We start from the raw sequence: 15,424 nt of genomic DNA, 5'->3' as shown, positions 1-15,424 counted from the left end.
GGAAGGTTTGAAATTACTGCCCCGACGGCGTGCGCAGGCCGTGCCAGGCGTCGCGCACCTGGTGGTAGTGCACCTCGGGCAGATAGTCGGGCGTGTTCAGGCTCAGCGTCTTGACGTCGAGATGGCCGACGGCGCTGAGCAGGGTGTAGGAGGCGATCACGCGGTCGCGCAGCGCGCCGATCAGGCGGGCCCTGGCCTGGATCAGATCGGCCTGCGAGTTCAGCACATCGACGGTGGTGCGCTGTCCGCCGGCGGCCTCGCGCTGTACGCCCTGGAGCGCGACGGTCGCGGCCTTCACCTCGGACTCCGAGGCCGAGACCGCGATCTTGGCGCCTTCATTGGCGACCCAGGCGCTGACTGCCGCGGTGCGCGCCTGGTTGCGTACCTGGTCGAGCACGAGGCGGCTCTGCGCCGTGACTTCCTTGGCCTGCCGGGTCTGCGATGCGGCCTGGCCGCCGTCATAGATCGGCGCGGTGACGTTGGCGACGATCGAGGCCTGGTCGGTAGCAAAGGTGCCGAGCGTCGGGTCGCTGTCGCGGCTGCGGCTGACGCTGCCCTGGAGGCTGGCGCTCGGCAGCAGCGCGCCCTCGGCGACGCGGATATTGGTCGAGGCGACGTCGACGTCGAAGCCCGCGGCCATCACCGCCGGATGCTCGCGGATCGCCATCGCGATCGAATCCTCGCGGCTCTTCGGCAGATAGCGATCGACCACCTCGGCGGGGCGAAGCGCGGAGGGCGCATTGCCGATCACCTGGGAATAGGTCGCCTGGCTCACCGCGAGGGCGACTTCGGCAGCATTCAGATCGGCAAGGCCGCGGTTGAGGCGCGCCTCGGCCTGGGCACTGTCGGTCGGGGTCACGTCGCCGGCATTGAGGCGGCGCTGGGTGATGGAGAGCGTCTCGCGCAGGAAGGCGACGTTGGAGCGCTGCGCCTCGACCAGCGACTGGTTCGCCAGCACGTTGGTGTAGGCGGTGACGGCGTCGAGCAGCACGCCCTGGCCGACATTGCGCAGCGCCTCGCGGCCGGACTGCACCTGGAGCTCCGCAACCCGCACGCTGTTGGCGGTGCGGAAGCCATTGAACAGGGTCTGCGACACCGTGACCCCGATGGTCCACGGTCTTAGCGTCGCGGTCTGGATGGTGTTGTCCGGAAGCAGGTTACGCACCGCTTGCAGGCCGGCGCTGAGGCTTGCCACGATCTGCGGCCGGTAGCCGGCGAGCGCCTGCGGCACGTTCTCGTCGGTGGCGCGCTGCCTTGCGCGCTCGGCGTTGATCTGCGGATTGGTCTGGTAGGCCTTGACCAGCGCCTCGGGCAGGGCCTCTGCGTAGGCCGCGGCGGGCAGGGCGCAACAGAGCGCCAGCGTGGTCCATGCCGCCAGGACAGGACCCGCGCCTGATCGACGCCGCGTCATCACGCGACCAGCTCTGGCGGCACGCCCAATCATGTAATCCCGCAAAACCCCGGCTGTCCGCCCCCGCCGACGGTGGCCTCTTAACTGTTTAACCAGCGCCGGTCCCGCAGGCAAACTGCCGCGGGGAAAACCCCCATGTATTCCGTGCTTGTTGCAGGTGCGTCACACACCAACCCCGTCCCAAATGCGCTATAGGGTCCCGCAGTCCTATTCTGTCAGGTGCTTGTCATGCGGTCCGGACCCCACGGATGATGCCGAGATTCTTCTCCGACCCCGATGCGCTCGCGGAGGAGATCATTCGCGACGTTGGAACCGATCTGGTGGTCGGTCTGCCGCTCGGCCTCGGCAAGGCCAATCATGTCGTCAACGCGCTGTATGCGCGGGCCTGCGCCGATCCTGACATCAAGCTGACATTGCTGTCGGCGCTGACACTGGAAAAGCCGAAGCCGAAGGCCCTGATCGAACGCCGGTTCATCACGCCCGTGATCGACCGCCTGTTCGGAGGGTACCCCGATCTGGCCTATGCCAATGCGCTGCGCGAAAGTCGGCTGCCGCCCAACGTCAACGTGGTCGAATTCTTCTTTCTTGCCGGACGCTGGCTGCACGTGCCGGCGGCGCAGCAGAATTACATCTCGGCCAACTATACCCACGCCGCAAGCTATCTGCTGGCCCGCGGGATGAACGTGGTGACGCAACTGGTCGCCAAGCGCGTCGTCGACGGCGTGCCGCGCTACAGCCTGTCCTGCAACACGGACACGACGTTGGACGTGCTGCGCGAGCGCCGCGCCGGACGCGCGTCGTTCAAGCTGGTCGCGCAGGTGAATTCCGAGCTGCCGTTCATGCCGGGTCCCGGCGATCTTGCGGCCGACGAATTCAGCGCCGTGCTGGACAGCACGGCGACCGATTTTCCCCTGTTTGCGCCGCCGTCGGAGCCGATCTCCGATACCAAATACGCCATCGGGCTGAACGCGGCATCTCTCGTGCGCGACGGCGGTACGCTTCAGATCGGCATCGGGCAGATCGGCGATGCGCTCGCGCAGGGCCTGGTCCTGCGCCATCGCAACTGCGCAGCCTTTCACGACGTCGTCGCGCGGCTGTCTCCGGCGCGACCGGCCGTTGCGCAGGAAGCCCTTGCCTTCGAGGCCGGCCTCTATGGCGTCAGCGAGATGGTGACCGAGGCGTTCATCGGTTTGATGGACGCCGGCATTCTCAAGCGCGCTGTCGATGGCGTGGTTTTGCACGGCGCGTTCTTTCTCGGTCCAAAATCCTTCTATCGCGCGCTGCGCGAGATGCCGCCGGACCAGATCGCGCGCATCCGGATGATGCCGGTGTCGTTCACCAACGAGCTCTATGGCGAGGAGGATCAGAAGCGCCGCGACCGCGTCGACGCACGCTTCATCAACAACACGATGATGGCGACCCTGCTGGGCGCGGCGGTGTCCGACGGTCTGGACGACGGCCAGGTCGTGAGCGGCGTCGGCGGGCAGTACAATTTCGTGGCGCAGGCCTTCGCGCTTCGCGGCGCGCGATCTGTCCTGACGCTCGAGGCGACGCGGCAGGCCGGCGCTGCGCTGAAATCCAACATTTTCTGGCGCTATGGACACGAGACCATTCCGCGGCATCTGCGCGATGTCTTCGTTTCCGAATATGGCGTTGCCGATCTCCGGGGAAAGTCGGATGCCGACGTGATCGCGGCCATGCTCGAGATCGCTGACTCACGCTTTCAGGATGAGCTGGCACGCGTTGCCAAGGAGGCCGGCAAGCTGCCGCGAGGCTACGAGATCCCCGCGGTCCACCGCGAAAATCATCCCGAGCGGATCGCGGCAGCGCTCAAGCCCGCGCGCGACGCCGGGCTGTTGCCGTCGTTTCCGTTCGGCTGTGATTTCACCGAGGTGGAGCAGCGCCTCATCCCGGCGCTGGAGATCCTGCAAGGTGCGCAACATTCTTCGCGCGCGTTGGCGGGCCTGCTGTGGCAGGGATTGATGCGCAAGCCGGATCCGGCTGACGAGGCGTGTCTCGCGCGCCTCGGCCTTGATCGCCCAAAAACGTGGGCCGAGCGCTTCTATCGCGCGCTGGTCAGCGCGGCCCTCGTGCAGAGCCGCGCCGCATAGAACCTTACCGGTTCTTGTTCACCGGCTTGCGCTTCTCGATGAACGCGGCCATGCCTTCGGAGCGGTCTTCGAGCGCGAAGGTCGAGTGGAATAAATTGCGCTCGACGCTCATGCCTTCCGCGAGCGTGGTCTCGAAGGCGCGGTTCACCGCCTCCTTGGCCATCGCCACCGCGGGGCGAGACATCGCGGCGATCTTCTCCGCGGCCGCCATCGTCTCGTCCATCAGCTTGTCGGCGGGCACGATGCGGCTGACGAGGCCTGAGCGCTCGGCTTCCGCCGCATCCATCATGCGGCCGGTGAGGCAGAGATCCATCGCCTTGGACTTGCCGATCGCACGGGTCAGGCGCTGGGTGCCGCCGATGCCGGGGATGGTGCCGAGCGTGATCTCGGGCTGGCCGAATTTGGCGGTGTCTGCGGCAATGATGAAATCGCACATCATGGCGAGCTCGCAGCCGCCGCCGAGCGCGTAGCCGGCGACAGCGGCAATGGTCGGCTTGCGGCAGCGCGCGACGCGGTCGCCGCCGATCGCGGCGAAATCCTCGGAGAACATGTCGATGAAGGCCTTCGGCTGCATCTCCTTGATGTCGGCGCCGGCGGCAAAGGCCTTCTCGCTGCCGGTCACGACGATGCAGCCGATGGCGTCATCGGCTTCGAGATCGTCGACGGCCGCCGCGATCTCGCGAAAGACGCCGAAGGAGAGCGCGTTGAGCATCTTCGGCCGGTTCAGCTTGATGATGCCGACCGCGCCTTTGCTTTCGACGATGATGTTTTCGAACGTGCTCATGCTCCACCCACGCTTTTGATTGGGCGGGCAATGTGCCTGCTGGAGCGGATGCCTTCAAGGGGCCAAAAGCCGCCGGGACGCGCGCAATGCGGCGCGCGCCCCGAAATGAGCCATTAGGCTGAGCCAATAGGCCAAGACTCAGGCCATGAACATGCGCGCGGCGGAGGCCAGTGTCAGCAGCGTGCCGACGCCGATGAAGATCTTGCCGATCAGGGAGCTCTGGTCCCAGGCCGAGCTCGGCTGGCTGCTCGCCATCACCGGCGCCGGACGCGGCTGTGCGTCGGTTGCGGCAACCACCGCTTTCTGCGCGGGCGGGTTGTCCTGTTGCAGAGCGCGGTCGAGGTCGTTGAGCTGGTCGGGCGGCACGACCTGGTTCTCGGCGCCGGGGGGAGCGCTATTGTCAGCGGCGGCCTGCACATTGTCGTTGGCGCGGCCCGTCATCGCGGAGGCTGCGGCTGCAGGCGGCGTGTCGGCGGCGGCGACCTGCGCGTTGGCATTGGCGACTTCCGGCGGCATCTGGCTCGAGGCCGGGACGCCGGTGTTGGCTTTGGCCTCGTCGGCCCGCGGCGTGGCATCCGTCTTGTCGGTCTTGTCGTCGGATTTCTGCGCCGTCTTGCTGTCGGTGCGGTGGCGCGACGAATGGCGTCGCTGCTTGCCCGGCTTGACCGCTTCGGCCTGTTGGCTTGCGCCGTCCGGCTTCGTGCTCGCAGAGCTCGGTGCGGCCTGCGCTGAAGCTCCAAACAGCAGCAATAGTCCGGTCAGGACGATCAATGCCGCGCGCCCGCTGGCTTTCATCATGTTGACGATCTCCCCAATTTGCCCGTCCCGGGGCGAACAGAGACCCCGGCGCATGACGACAGCGGGGCAAAAAATGGGAATCTTCGGGCCACACCGGGCAAAACCGGGGCAAACCGGACGGGCGCGTCGGGCTGCCGGGTGCAGCGCGGACCGATCGGTGTTATGAGCCTCCCGGGGCTTTTACGGCCGGATCGGATCCTTTGGGCGCCTGCGGTGGTCTTTTGATCACGACTTCGTGATCTCGCGGGTGCCGGCGTAACAAATTGAAAGAGCGGCCGAATTGCCGTGTAGGAGCGCGCGTGCGCGGACGTGAGGACGAGTGGACCGGCCTGATGCGGTCGGCCATGGCAGGCGATGATGCAGCTTATCATCGCTTGTTGAGAGGGGTCACACCGGTGCTGCGCGCCGCCGCGAGGCGCGGCTTGGCGCGTGCCGGGCAGCCTCCCGATCAGGCCGAGGATATCGTGCAGGAGATTTTGTTGGCGGTGCATTTGAAGCGGCACACCTGGGACAGCGAAGCGCCCTTCGCCCCCTGGCTGTTCGCGATTGCGCGCAACAAGCTGATCGATGCGCTGCGGCGGCGCGGCCGGCGCGTCTTCGTCAACATCGACGATTTCGCCGAAACGCTGCCCGGCGAGACGCCCCAGGAGACGGCTTCGGCAGGCGAGGTGGCCAGCCACCTCAGTGCCCTGCCGCAGCGCCAGCGCGACGTGTTGCAGTCGATCGCGGTCGACAGCGCCTCGATCAAGGATACGGCAGCGAAATTCTCGATGAGCGAAGGTGCCGTGCGGGTCGCGCTGCATCGGGGGCTTTCGGCCCTGACTGCTAAACTACGGGACCACTAGTCATGGACACCGATCAACTCATTCGCACGCTCGCGGCCGACAACGCCCACCGCGCCCCCCGCGTCGGCGCCTTGATGACCACGGGGCTGCTGGTGGCGGCGCCGTTCTCGATCCTGATCTTCGCCACCTTCCTGGGCGTGCGGCCCGACGTGATGACGGCGATGCACAACCCGTTCTTCGACACGAAGTTCGCAGTCACGCTGTCGCTCGCGATTCCCGCGATCATCATCAGCCTGCATCTGTCGCGCCCCGAAGCGCTGATGCGCGGCTGGGGCTGGCTCCTGCTGCTGCCTGTCGGTCTGCTTGCGGTCGCGATCGGCAGCGAAGCAATGATGGCGCCGGCCATGCCGATGACGATGCGACTCGTCGGCAAGAACTCGCGATGGTGCATGTCGGCGATCCCCGCGATGTCGCTGCCGCTGCTCGCCGGTGCGCTGTTCGGCCTGCGCCACGGCGCGCCGTCGCGGCCGGCGCTTGCCGGTGCGCTCGCCGGCCTGTTGTCAGCCGGGCTTGCCGCCACGCTCTATGCGTCGCATTGCACGGATGACTCGCCGCTGTTCGTCGCGACCTGGTACACGATCGCGACCGCGATCGTGACTGCGATCGGTGCGGCCGTTGGATCGAGAGTCCTGCGCTACTAGGCCGCCGACGTCGCGCTCTGCATGCGGTGGAAGCGCAGCACCTGCTGCGCGGTGGAGCTGCGCAGGGCCTCGTAGGTATGGCGCAGCGTCAGCATGTCGGTCTGCGAGCCGCCGGAGAGCTTTTCGCGCATGGCGATGATCGCGCGCACGCTCGACCATTGCATGCCGGCAACCTTGGCGAGGATCATCACGCCCTCGCTACGGCTCTCGATCATCATGTTCTCGGCGGTCGCCACCGAAACGCCTGCGAGTGCCGCGAGCCCCGCATTGGTCTCGTCGAACTTGCCCTGCTCGGCGAAGGTCGTGACCTGGAATTCGTTGAGACGGCCGTCGTCGTGGAGTGATTTCACCAACGCGTGGGCCATTTCGGTCTGGCGGGTCATGGTGGCGGCGCGGACCCGCTGCGCCGCTTCCTGGACCGCGCTCGACACCTCGTCGGCGAGCTCGGGATGAGCGGCCTCCAGCTTCCTGCGCACGCTCAGGGAAGCTTTGGCGATCAGTTTCAGATAATGATGGCGCGGCAGGTCGGGCCGCAGGCCGATGCAGGCGGCAAGATCGTCGTCGCGTTCGGCGCGGGTGACGAGATCGGTGAGGCTGCCCTCGGAGAGCTGTGCGCCGTGGTTGTTGACGGTCGACTGCACCACGTCCTCGTTGCCACGCGTCACCAGCACGTCGGTCAGCGCCTCCGACAGCACCCGCCGCAGCGAAATCGCCTTGAGATGGGCCTGGCTCTTGCTGCGGGCGATCTCGAGCAGGGTCGTCTCGTCCAGCCGCTCCGACTTCGTCAGTACGGGGCCGGCGACCTCGATGACGTCATCGAGCGCGAGCGTACGGATGATTTTTGGCGGCGCGGCTTGGACCGGTGCGAGGCGGCCGGCGAGTAGCGCCTTTGCCGAGGTTTCGATCTGCTCGATCAGGCACTGGAACACGTCGTCGAAGACGCGGACATGCTCGTCGGAATAATCCACCGCGTTGTTGATGAAGAGGTCGGTGACGCGGCGCAGGGTCTCGACCCGGCGCGCAACGGTGCCGTGCGCGAGCGCCGACTGCAATTCCTCGAGCAGGTTCTCGGATGATTTAGCGGATTTGGTTCTCATAGCCCTGTCCTGGAGCGTTCGGTCCGGCGGCGTATTCTCACGCGCCGGCAGCAAATGGATCGGTCAGCTCGTAGCAATGCGGTTGCGGCCTTGTGCCTTGGCGGAATAGAGTGCGCTGTCGGCGCGCGCGAGAAACGTGTCGGCAGTATCATTGTCCCGCAGCGTCACGACGCCGGCGGAAATCGTCACGCTCATACCGGGCGAGAATGCGCTCCAGTCGAGCTCGGCGACGATGCTGCGCAGCCGATCGAGCATGCGCGATGCGGCCTCGCTTGCGGTGCCGGGCAGCAGCAGCAGAAATTCCTCGCCGCCATAGCGGCCGAAACGATCGTCTGGCCGGATGTTGGCGAAGATGGCGATGGCAAAGGTCCGCAACACCTCGTCGCCGACGGGATGGCCGTGGCCGTCGTTGATGCGCTTGAACCAATCGAGGTCGATCAGCGCGATGGCGCAAGGAGCGGCCGCCTGCCGCGATTTTTCCATCTCTGCGTCGAGAAGCCGCATGATGCAGCGGCGGTTGTAGGAGCCGGTCAGCTCGTCGAGCTCGGCAAGCTCCTCGATGCGCCGATAGGCGGCCTTTAGCTCGATGCTGCGTCGGTACAGGATCTTGCGCAGCGTGGCGCCGAACAGGCCGAGGAAGGCGCACTGGCCGATCACCAGCACGAAGCACAGCATCGAGGCTGTCCGCTGCAGCCGCGTCGCGACCGGCATGCCGATCGGCAGGTCGGAGCCGAGGAACACGGCCGCGAGCGCGATGGTCGCGATCGCCCAGGTCAGCATCGCCTGGGCCGAGGTCATGCGTAGCGTGCCGAATGCGAAGATCAGGAACAGCACGCTGATGAAGGCGATCCCGATCGTCGGCACGGACACCAGGAACACGAATTGCAGCGCCATGTGCGCCGAGATCTGGAAGACCGTGAGATAGTGGTCGTTGTGCCTGTCGCCGACGCCAGCCTCCGACATCACGACGAAGATGCCGATGATCAGGAGGCCGCCGACCCAGAACAGCGACGGAACGTTCATGTGAACGGCGCCGTCATAGGCGTAGAGCAGCACGACCGAGGCGCCGAGGGAGTAGCTGGCGACCTGGCCGATATACATCTGCCGGCGCTGCCGGATCCGCCGCGCCAGCACCTCGGGCGCGGCCGCCTCGGGCATGAGGACGAGATCCACGACCTCTGCGGCATTCCTCTCCGGAAAGGACGTCGCGGCCGTGCTCATGGTTCCGCCAATGGTGGATGTCAGCCGAAAAAACCTACGTGGCAAGCCTTTAGGTTTGGTATCCTTTTGCACCGAATCCGGGGACAGGGGTGTGGATGCGGGACGTTGTGCAGCGCGGAAATTTTGCGGCCAGTTAGGCATCGCAGGCGATATCGCGGACCAAAGCCGGCCTCGCGCGACATAAGTGCACAGCGCCGTGTTATGCCGCAGGCTTGACCGGGCCGCATGGCTCACGGCAAATCCGAAAGTGTTTCCGTATTATGTTACTGTTTTGGAGAGGCACGGCTGACTGCAACGGGTGGGACAAGGAAATTGCGCGTATATGGGGTAGATCACACAGATCCCCGTGTGAGTGCGGTAAATTGAAGAATTTTACCCCTCCCGTCGAACCGTCCCCCGCATCGACCCGACAAACTTTGCGAGACGGCCTTTGAGCGTGACACAGGCGGCTACGGACGAGGTCCTTATCGCCAGGATCGCCCAAGGCGACCGGCTCGCCATGCAGGTGCTGTACGGGCGGCACCATGTCAGGGTGTATCGGTTCGGGCTTAGGCTCGTGCGGGACGAGCAGACGGCGGAAGACCTCATCAGCGAGGTGTTTCTCGACGTCTGGCGTCAAGCCGGCAAGTTCGAGGGCCGATCCGCCGTTTCCACCTGGCTGCTGGCAATCACCCGATTCAAAGCCCTGTCTGCGCTTCGGCGCCGAAAGGATTTTGAATTGGACGACGAGGCCGCCAATGCGATCGAGGATTCGTCCGACAATCCAGAAACGGCGGTTCAGAAGAAAGATACCAGTGAAGCGTTGCGGGAGTGTCTGACGGGCCTCTCGCCCGACCATCGGGAAATCGTCGATCTCGTCTACTACCACGAGAAGTCCGTGGAAGAAGTGGCCGAAATCGTTGGCATTCCCGAGAACACTGTGAAGACGCGCTTGTTCTATGCGCGCAAGAAATTGGCCGAACTGCTGAAGGCAGCCGGCATTGAGCGAGGCTGGCCATGATGGCATTGAGCAAGAAGATGCTGGAGCGAGAGCCCAGTGAGATCGAACTGCTGCTGCCGTGGCATGCTGCCGGCACGCTGAACGCGCGCGATGCCCGCCGCGTCGAGGAAGCGCTCGCCAGCGATCCGGCGCTCGCGAAGCAATATGCGGCGATCCGCGGCGAATACGAAGAGACCATTCACCTGAACGAAAGCCTGGGCGCTCCGTCGGCGCGCGCGATGCAGAAGCTGTTCGCCGCGATTGACGCTGAGCCGGCGCGGGCGAGCAGTTCGCTGCCGTTGTCGGCGCGCGTTGCCACCTTCTTCGCGAGTCTGTCGCCGCGCACGCTCGCCTGGTCGGCGAGCCTTGGCGCTATCGCGTTGCTGCTCCAGGCCGGCATCATCGGCGCGGTGCTGATGAAGACCCAGACTTCGACCTTCCAGACCGCATCGCTCTCGACCGGTGCGCCGATCACGCGCGAGCTCGGGGCGGCTGCTCCTTCGCGGGCGCTGGTGCGCTTCACCCCCGAGGCGCGCGTCGCCGACATCACGGCGCTGCTCGACAGCTACCAGGCCTCGATCATCGGCGATGCCAAGGGCGGCATGTTCCGCCTGCAGTTCGACAAGGCGATGAGCCAGGACGAACTCACCTCGCTGCTCGGCAGGATGCAGCGCGAGAAGTTCGTCAACCTCGCCGTGGCGGCGCCTTAAGCGCGCCCCTGCACCAATGACGCGCAAGTCCGAGAGGCAGTTGCGAGCCGGGGCCCATGCTTCGTCGGTCGGAGCCGCGCTCCTGCTCGCCGCCTGTCTCGGTATCGAGGTGGCGCACGCCCAGGCGATCATGCGCACGCCGACCATCAGCGTTCCCTCGCGGACGCCGACGATCTCTCCGAGTATCGCGGCCAGGGTGATGAGCGTCGACCACGGCCCTCGGGTCACCCCCGCCATCCCGCATATCTCCACGACGCGGATCGGTTCGACGCCGGTGCTGCCTTATGCGCGCTACTCGCCGAACCTCTATCCGGCCTGCACGGCTGCCTATCGCGACGCCGACGGCGAGTGCCTGGCACAGCCGAACGGAGGCGGCGACGGTTCCGGCAAATCGGCCAAGAAGAGCGCCGGCAAGGGGCGGGGCAACAACACGCCGGTCGCTGTCAATCTGCGAAGCTTCGCCAACGAGTTCGTGGCCGAGATCGACAGTGCGCTGTCGCTGACCGAGGCTGACGAACTCGCGCGGCGCCACGGTTTGGCGCGCGTCTCGTCGGAAAACTTTCCGCTGATCGGGGCCACGGTCGGTTTGTTCCGCATCGCCGACGGTCGGCCGTACGAGACGGTGCGGCGTGAATTTGCCGCCGACGGCAGCGTGCGTTCGCTCCAGCCGAACTTCCGCTACGTGCTTCAGGACCAGAAGCCGACGGCGCCGGCCGAGGGTGATCCGGCGCAATACGCGCTGTCGAAGCTGCGCCTGCCGCAGGCGCACACGCTGGCCCACGGCGCCAATGTCACGGTTGCCGTGATCGATTCCGGCGTCGACGCCAGGCACCCCGAGCTCGCCAACTCGATCGCCGACAATTTCGACGCGCTCGGTAGCAGCGAGGGCCCCCATATCCACGGCACCGGCATTGCGGGGGTCATCGTGGCGCATGCGAAGCTGATGGGCAGCGCGCCGGAAGCGCGCATCATCGCTATCAGGGCCTTCGGCGGCACCACCGGCAGCGCCGAGAGCTCGTCCTACATCATTCTGCGCTCACTCAATTACGCCGCCGAGCACGGCGCCCAGATCGTCAATATGAGCTTTGCCGGTCCAAAGGACGCGGTGATCGAGCGTGCGATCGCGGCAACTGCCGCGCGCGGCCTGGTGCTGATCGCGGCCGCCGGCAATGCCGGTGACAAATCGCCGCCGCTTTATCCCGCCGCCAATCCCAACGTGATCGCGGTCAGTGCGACCGACCAGCAGGACAAGCTGTTCACCGCGTCCAACCGCGGCAACTACATCGCGCTGGCGGCGCCCGGCGTCGACATCTTCCTGCCGGCGCCGGATGGCAAATACCAGATGACGTCGGGCACCTCGTTCTCGGCAGCCTATGTCTCCGGCGTCGCGGCATTGCTGCTCGAGCGCAACTATTCCCTGAAGCCGGAAGCGCTGCGCATGACGCTGTCGAAGACCGCGCGCGATCTCGGTTCACCCGGGCGTGATGATCTGTTCGGCGACGGTGAGCCCGATGCGTTTGCCGCGGTCATGGCCGTTCCGGTCGACAGCACGACGCCGGTCGCAGCTGCGTCCGGTACAACTAAACGTGAAGATGCCGAGAGGCATCGCGACGACCCCAATCTCCGCGCGATCGAACAACCCTCGCTGTCGAGCGCGGGCGATAAATCCACGGTTTCTCAGGCGGATAGGCCGGCGGCGCGCTAGCCCCCGCGACAACTTTACGCGTCGGCCAAAGGTTAAAAAATCGAACCCCGCTTTGAACATTCAGCCAGCTGCCACGACCAAATTATGTGGGAGCGGTTATCCCTCCCCATCAGTCATATCAGGCGCGAGCGCCCATCCACCCCAAGCGCCCATATGGCTCGACCCGTCCGGTTGTCCCCCCGGACGGGTCTTTTCTTTTGGGGCGTCCGATTTCTTGAGGCGTGATGCGAGATCAGCTTGCGGTTGAGCCCATGGGCGCGATCGTCGTGATGACTCGGCAACGGCACGTGGCAAGCCCGCTATGCTTGTGCGGAGCTTGACTCGAAAAGCCCTGAAAGCTCCGCACGAGTACGGTCTTTTGTGACGACAGCGGTGTCGTTGCTGGACAAGTCAAAACTTTTCCACAAAATATTCATGTCGCGCCTAAATTGATTCGTGTGCGTTGCGTCGCGTCCGTATTCTCTCCTGACGGGCTGATTTATGACTCATCGCCATAGCGCGGCTGGAAGCCGCGAGCTTGCAGCACGCTGGTGCGCTCTCGCCGAACAGCGGCTGGAACATCTCTCCGAAATGTTCGAGACCGGACGCTGGCGCCGCTATCACTCCGAGCTCGCATTCCTCGAAAACATTCAGGAAGCCAAGCGCGCGGTCCAGACCTGGCGCGCCCTTGCCAATGGCGGGGACGTCGCCGCGGCTGCCGCGAGCGTAACCTCCGCATTCGGCTGGTCGCCGGCGACGATGCCGCGCGTGTTTCCGCGCGAGCAGGCCCAGACCGTGCAGCCCCAGACGTTGCAGCCCCAGACCTTGCAGTCTCAGACCTTGCAGCCCAAGGCCGTGCAGCCCAAGGCCGTGCACATCGCGCCCGAGACCGCCATTCCGGTCAGGCTCGAGCCCAAGCTGGATGTGCTTGCCGAAATCGTCGAGGCACCGATTGCGCCGGCCGCTCCGACTGCGCCAGTGGCGTCGATCGCCTCGTTTCTGCAGACCTTCTCGCCGCCCGCCGCCGAAATCGTCGCGGCCCCCGAGCGCGTGGTCGAATTCACCTTCAGCCTCGACGGCATCGAGGCGAAGTACCCGCTGCTGCGGAATACGTTCTAGGGCCAACGCTTTAGAGGTTCGCCGGACCTCTCCAACCCGTCATCCTGAGGTGCGAAGCATGGGACGCAACGCGTCCCATGGAGAGCCTCGAAGGATGAACGGCCCATTAGCCCGCCGCACGACACTTCTTGGCCCTCGGCACTCCCGCCCGCCGTTGCGCAAGCTGGCTCACCGATTTCCAATCCGATCGAATGAGCGCTTCCTTCTTTGCGCGGCTCCAGCCCTTCAGCTGTCGCTCGGCCGCGATGCCATCCGTGATCCGGTCGAAATATTCGGACCAAACCAGGACGACTGGACGCCTCGAATAAGTATATCCCGGATAGGCGCCGGCATTGTGCTTATCGACCCGCTTGGACGTGTCCTCGCCGGTGGCACTTCCGATGTAAAAGGAGCCATCTGCGCATCGCAGCATGTAGACATAGACGCCCACAACATCATCCTTCGAGGCTCCCCGGACGGTGCTGCGCACCGCCCGGCTCGCACCTAAGGATGGCGGCGGAGTTCTGGTTGTCAATCTTTGATGCGACAACCTCAGGATCTTCCGTCATCCTGAGGTGCGAGGCATGGGACGCAACGCGTCCCATGGGGAGCCTCGAAGGATGAACGGCCCGTCTGCCAACCGCGCACCTACTGCCGCACCGCATTGCCGCCGACCACGACCTGCGCAAAGCGTTGGGCGCCGTCCGCTGACAGGTCCGCTGTCACGGCCCGCGCGTGATCGAGGCCGACCACGGCGCCGCGAGGAGTTTCCGAGATCATGTTGTTGTTGATGAGTGCGGTGCCCGCGCCCGGCACCACGGAGACGCCGACGCCGGCCAGCGCCTTGCGGATCACATTGCCCGCGATCACGACGTCGCGCAGATATTTGCCCCAGCCGGCGACGATGCCGTAGGATGGCGCGTTCTCGATCACATTGCCGGTTACCGAGGTATCGGCCTCGACATAGATGCCGACGCCGGCATCGTCATCGGGCGCGGTGCCGATCGGCCGCTTCGGGATCAAATTGCGGATGATGTTGCCCTGGACCACCGCGATGCGGCCGCCTTCGTTGAAATTGCAGACGGAGACGCCGACGGCGGCGCCATCCACGGTGTTGTTGACGATCACCGCGGCCTCGAACGCGAACTCGGAATAGAGCGCGACCTCGCGCACGTCGCTGACGCTGTTGCCTGATATGTGGATGTTCGAGGCCGAGTTGCCGCGCACGGCGGAGTAGTCGCAGTTTTTGATGCGATTGCCGCGCACGATCACGTTGCCGGCCCGGAAGGCGTTGATGGCGTTGCCGTACTGGCCGGAGCCGCCGGGGCCGGCCTTGATGTCCTCGATGCGGTTGTCAGCGACCAGCGTGCCGTCGTCGCCGATGGCGGTGCGCAGGATCTCGATGCCGTTGTCGTTGGTGCCGAGAATGGTGTTGCGGGACACGCCGAGGCCCCTGGCGTCGAACGAGACCACCGCTGTCACGGCGATGTTGGTGAAGATATTGCCGGAGATGTCGCCGGACACCTGCTCGAGCCAGATGCCGCTGCCGCCGGAGCCGGTGACCTCGCAATCGGCGATACGGACGTCGCGGCCGCCGAGGACGTGGATCAGTCCGCGCCGCGTCGGCAGCGGAATGCCGCCGCCGTCGAAGGTGAGGCCGGTCAGCCCAATCGAGTCCGATCCGTCGCTCTGGATCGCCGAAGCCCCGCCGGTGAAGACAAGCTTGGTCGCGCCGCGCACGCCGATCAATTGCGCGCCGTTCGGCAGCCGCAGCAGGCCGGTTCGGTAGATTCCGGGCGGAAGCGCAAGCGGCATCTGCGCGCGCGAGGCCTCGTCGATCGCGCGCTGGAGCGCGCGCGTCTGATCCTCGGCTACGCCTGGCCGCACGCCATATTGGGTCGCATCGCGGCCGAGCAGCGACGTCAGCGGCGCCCCGCGAGCGGCGTCGACAGGCATCGCGAGCGCGCCGGCAATGCCGGCGGTCGAAGCTCCGATGAGATGACGGCGATTGAGGTCCATGGCGCGCCCTTCGGCGGACGCGGGAG

The 15,424-nt window shown here is 65.7% G+C and carries 14 protein-coding genes; 7 read left to right on the top strand and 7 right to left on the bottom strand.

Features of this window, described 5'->3' with window-relative positions; all coding sequences use genetic code 11:
• Positions 1 to 13: 13 nt before the first annotated feature.
• A complete protein-coding gene (locus JJC00_RS27210) occupies positions 14 to 1,444 on the bottom strand; it encodes a TolC family outer membrane protein (RefSeq protein ID WP_433996464.1) in 1,431 nt (476 codons plus the stop codon).
• A gap of 218 nt (positions 1,445 to 1,662) precedes the next feature.
• On the opposite strand from JJC00_RS27210, the gene JJC00_RS27205 reads away from it, so the two are divergent.
• Positions 1,663 to 3,522: an acetyl-CoA hydrolase/transferase C-terminal domain-containing protein gene (locus tag JJC00_RS27205; protein WP_200474257.1), complete on the top strand. Its 1,860-nt coding sequence runs from the start codon at positions 1,663 to 1,665 to the stop codon at positions 3,520 to 3,522.
• Positions 3,523 to 3,526: 4 nt separating this feature from the next.
• On the opposite strand, the gene JJC00_RS27200 is transcribed toward JJC00_RS27205, so the two are convergent.
• Positions 3,527 to 4,306, bottom strand: coding sequence for an enoyl-CoA hydratase (locus JJC00_RS27200; RefSeq protein WP_200468926.1), 780 nt, complete (start codon positions 4,304 to 4,306; stop codon positions 3,527 to 3,529).
• A 138-nt stretch (positions 4,307 to 4,444) separates the two neighbouring features.
• Entirely contained in the window at positions 4,445 to 5,104 is a 660-nt protein-coding gene (locus tag JJC00_RS27195) for a hypothetical protein (protein ID WP_200468925.1), read from the bottom strand.
• Positions 5,105 to 5,403: 299 nt separating this feature from the next.
• Between JJC00_RS27195 and JJC00_RS27190 the strand changes: the two genes are divergently transcribed.
• Both JJC00_RS27190 and JJC00_RS27185 read left to right on the top strand, forming a co-directional pair.
• A complete protein-coding gene (locus tag JJC00_RS27190; RefSeq protein WP_200468924.1) occupies positions 5,404 to 5,949 on the top strand; it encodes a sigma-70 family RNA polymerase sigma factor in 546 nt (181 codons plus the stop codon).
• A gap of 2 nt (positions 5,950 to 5,951) precedes the next feature.
• Positions 5,952 to 6,590, top strand: coding sequence for an NrsF family protein (locus JJC00_RS27185; protein WP_200468923.1), 639 nt, complete (start codon positions 5,952 to 5,954; stop codon positions 6,588 to 6,590).
• Here the strand turns inward: JJC00_RS27185 and JJC00_RS27180 are convergent.
• Positions 6,587 to 7,687: a DUF2336 domain-containing protein gene (locus JJC00_RS27180; RefSeq protein ID WP_200468922.1), complete on the bottom strand. Its 1,101-nt coding sequence runs from the start codon at positions 7,685 to 7,687 to the stop codon at positions 6,587 to 6,589. The genes JJC00_RS27185 and JJC00_RS27180 overlap by 4 nt on opposite strands.
• Positions 7,688 to 7,750: 63 nt before the next feature.
• The gene (locus tag JJC00_RS27175; RefSeq protein ID WP_200468921.1) at positions 7,751 to 8,908 is read right to left on the bottom strand and encodes a GGDEF domain-containing protein; all 1,158 of its coding nucleotides are present in this window, start codon (positions 8,906 to 8,908) and stop codon (positions 7,751 to 7,753) included.
• Positions 8,909 to 9,338: 430 nt separating this feature from the next.
• Here JJC00_RS27175 and JJC00_RS27170 point away from each other — a divergent pair, with 430 nt between their 5' ends.
• The 4 genes from JJC00_RS27170 to JJC00_RS27155 all read left to right on the top strand — a co-directional run bounded on the left by JJC00_RS27170 (position 9,339) and on the right by JJC00_RS27155 (position 13,400).
• On the top strand, positions 9,339 to 9,908 hold the full coding sequence (locus tag JJC00_RS27170; RefSeq protein WP_045006487.1) for a sigma-70 family RNA polymerase sigma factor: 570 nt from the start codon (positions 9,339 to 9,341) through the stop codon (positions 9,906 to 9,908).
• The gene (locus tag JJC00_RS27165) at positions 9,905 to 10,597 is read left to right on the top strand and encodes a hypothetical protein (RefSeq protein WP_200468920.1); all 693 of its coding nucleotides are present in this window, start codon (positions 9,905 to 9,907) and stop codon (positions 10,595 to 10,597) included. Before JJC00_RS27170 ends, JJC00_RS27165 begins: the two co-directional genes overlap by 4 nt.
• Positions 10,598 to 10,613: 16 nt before the next feature.
• Complete coding sequence (locus JJC00_RS27160; RefSeq protein WP_200468919.1) at positions 10,614 to 12,302, top strand: S8 family serine peptidase; 1,689 nt, start codon at positions 10,614 to 10,616, stop codon at positions 12,300 to 12,302.
• Between the two features lie 480 nt (positions 12,303 to 12,782).
• Positions 12,783 to 13,400 (top strand): TIGR03809 family protein, encoded by a 618-nt coding sequence (locus JJC00_RS27155; protein WP_200468918.1) that lies wholly within the window; start codon positions 12,783 to 12,785, stop codon positions 13,398 to 13,400.
• 106 nt (positions 13,401 to 13,506) lie between these two features.
• On the opposite strand, the gene JJC00_RS27150 is transcribed toward JJC00_RS27155, so the two are convergent.
• Entirely contained in the window at positions 13,507 to 13,830 is a 324-nt protein-coding gene (locus JJC00_RS27150) for a GIY-YIG nuclease family protein (protein WP_200474256.1), read from the bottom strand.
• Positions 13,831 to 14,027: 197 nt separating this feature from the next.
• On the bottom strand, positions 14,028 to 15,398 hold the full coding sequence (locus JJC00_RS27145; protein ID WP_200468917.1) for a TIGR03808 family TAT-translocated repetitive protein: 1,371 nt from the start codon (positions 15,396 to 15,398) through the stop codon (positions 14,028 to 14,030).
• Positions 15,399 to 15,424 lie beyond the last annotated feature (26 nt).

The sequence above is a fragment of the Bradyrhizobium diazoefficiens genome (genome assembly GCF_016616885.1).
Taxonomy (GTDB): Bacteria; Pseudomonadota; Alphaproteobacteria; order Rhizobiales; family Xanthobacteraceae; genus Bradyrhizobium; species Bradyrhizobium diazoefficiens_F.
This window is presented reverse-complemented; position numbering and strand designations above follow the sequence as displayed.

Coding starts and splice junctions, on each gene's coding strand:
- JJC00_RS27210 (WP_433996464.1), bottom strand. CDS start 1,444: ATGATTGGGCGTGCCGCCAGAGCTGGTCGCGTGATGACGCGGCGTCGA.
- JJC00_RS27205 (WP_200474257.1), top strand. CDS start 1,663: ATGCCGAGATTCTTCTCCGACCCCGATGCGCTCGCGGAGGAGATCATT.
- JJC00_RS27200 (WP_200468926.1), bottom strand. CDS start 4,306: ATGAGCACGTTCGAAAACATCATCGTCGAAAGCAAAGGCGCGGTCGGC.
- JJC00_RS27195 (WP_200468925.1), bottom strand. CDS start 5,104: ATGATGAAAGCCAGCGGGCGCGCGGCATTGATCGTCCTGACCGGACTA.
- JJC00_RS27185 (WP_200468923.1), top strand. CDS start 5,952: ATGGACACCGATCAACTCATTCGCACGCTCGCGGCCGACAACGCCCAC.
- JJC00_RS27180 (WP_200468922.1), bottom strand. CDS start 7,687: ATGAGAACCAAATCCGCTAAATCATCCGAGAACCTGCTCGAGGAATTG.
- JJC00_RS27175 (WP_200468921.1), bottom strand. CDS start 8,908: ATGAGCACGGCCGCGACGTCCTTTCCGGAGAGGAATGCCGCAGAGGTC.
- JJC00_RS27165 (WP_200468920.1), top strand. CDS start 9,905: ATGATGGCATTGAGCAAGAAGATGCTGGAGCGAGAGCCCAGTGAGATC.
- JJC00_RS27160 (WP_200468919.1), top strand. CDS start 10,614: ATGACGCGCAAGTCCGAGAGGCAGTTGCGAGCCGGGGCCCATGCTTCG.
- JJC00_RS27155 (WP_200468918.1), top strand. CDS start 12,783: ATGACTCATCGCCATAGCGCGGCTGGAAGCCGCGAGCTTGCAGCACGC.
- JJC00_RS27145 (WP_200468917.1), bottom strand. CDS start 15,398: ATGGACCTCAATCGCCGTCATCTCATCGGAGCTTCGACCGCCGGCATT.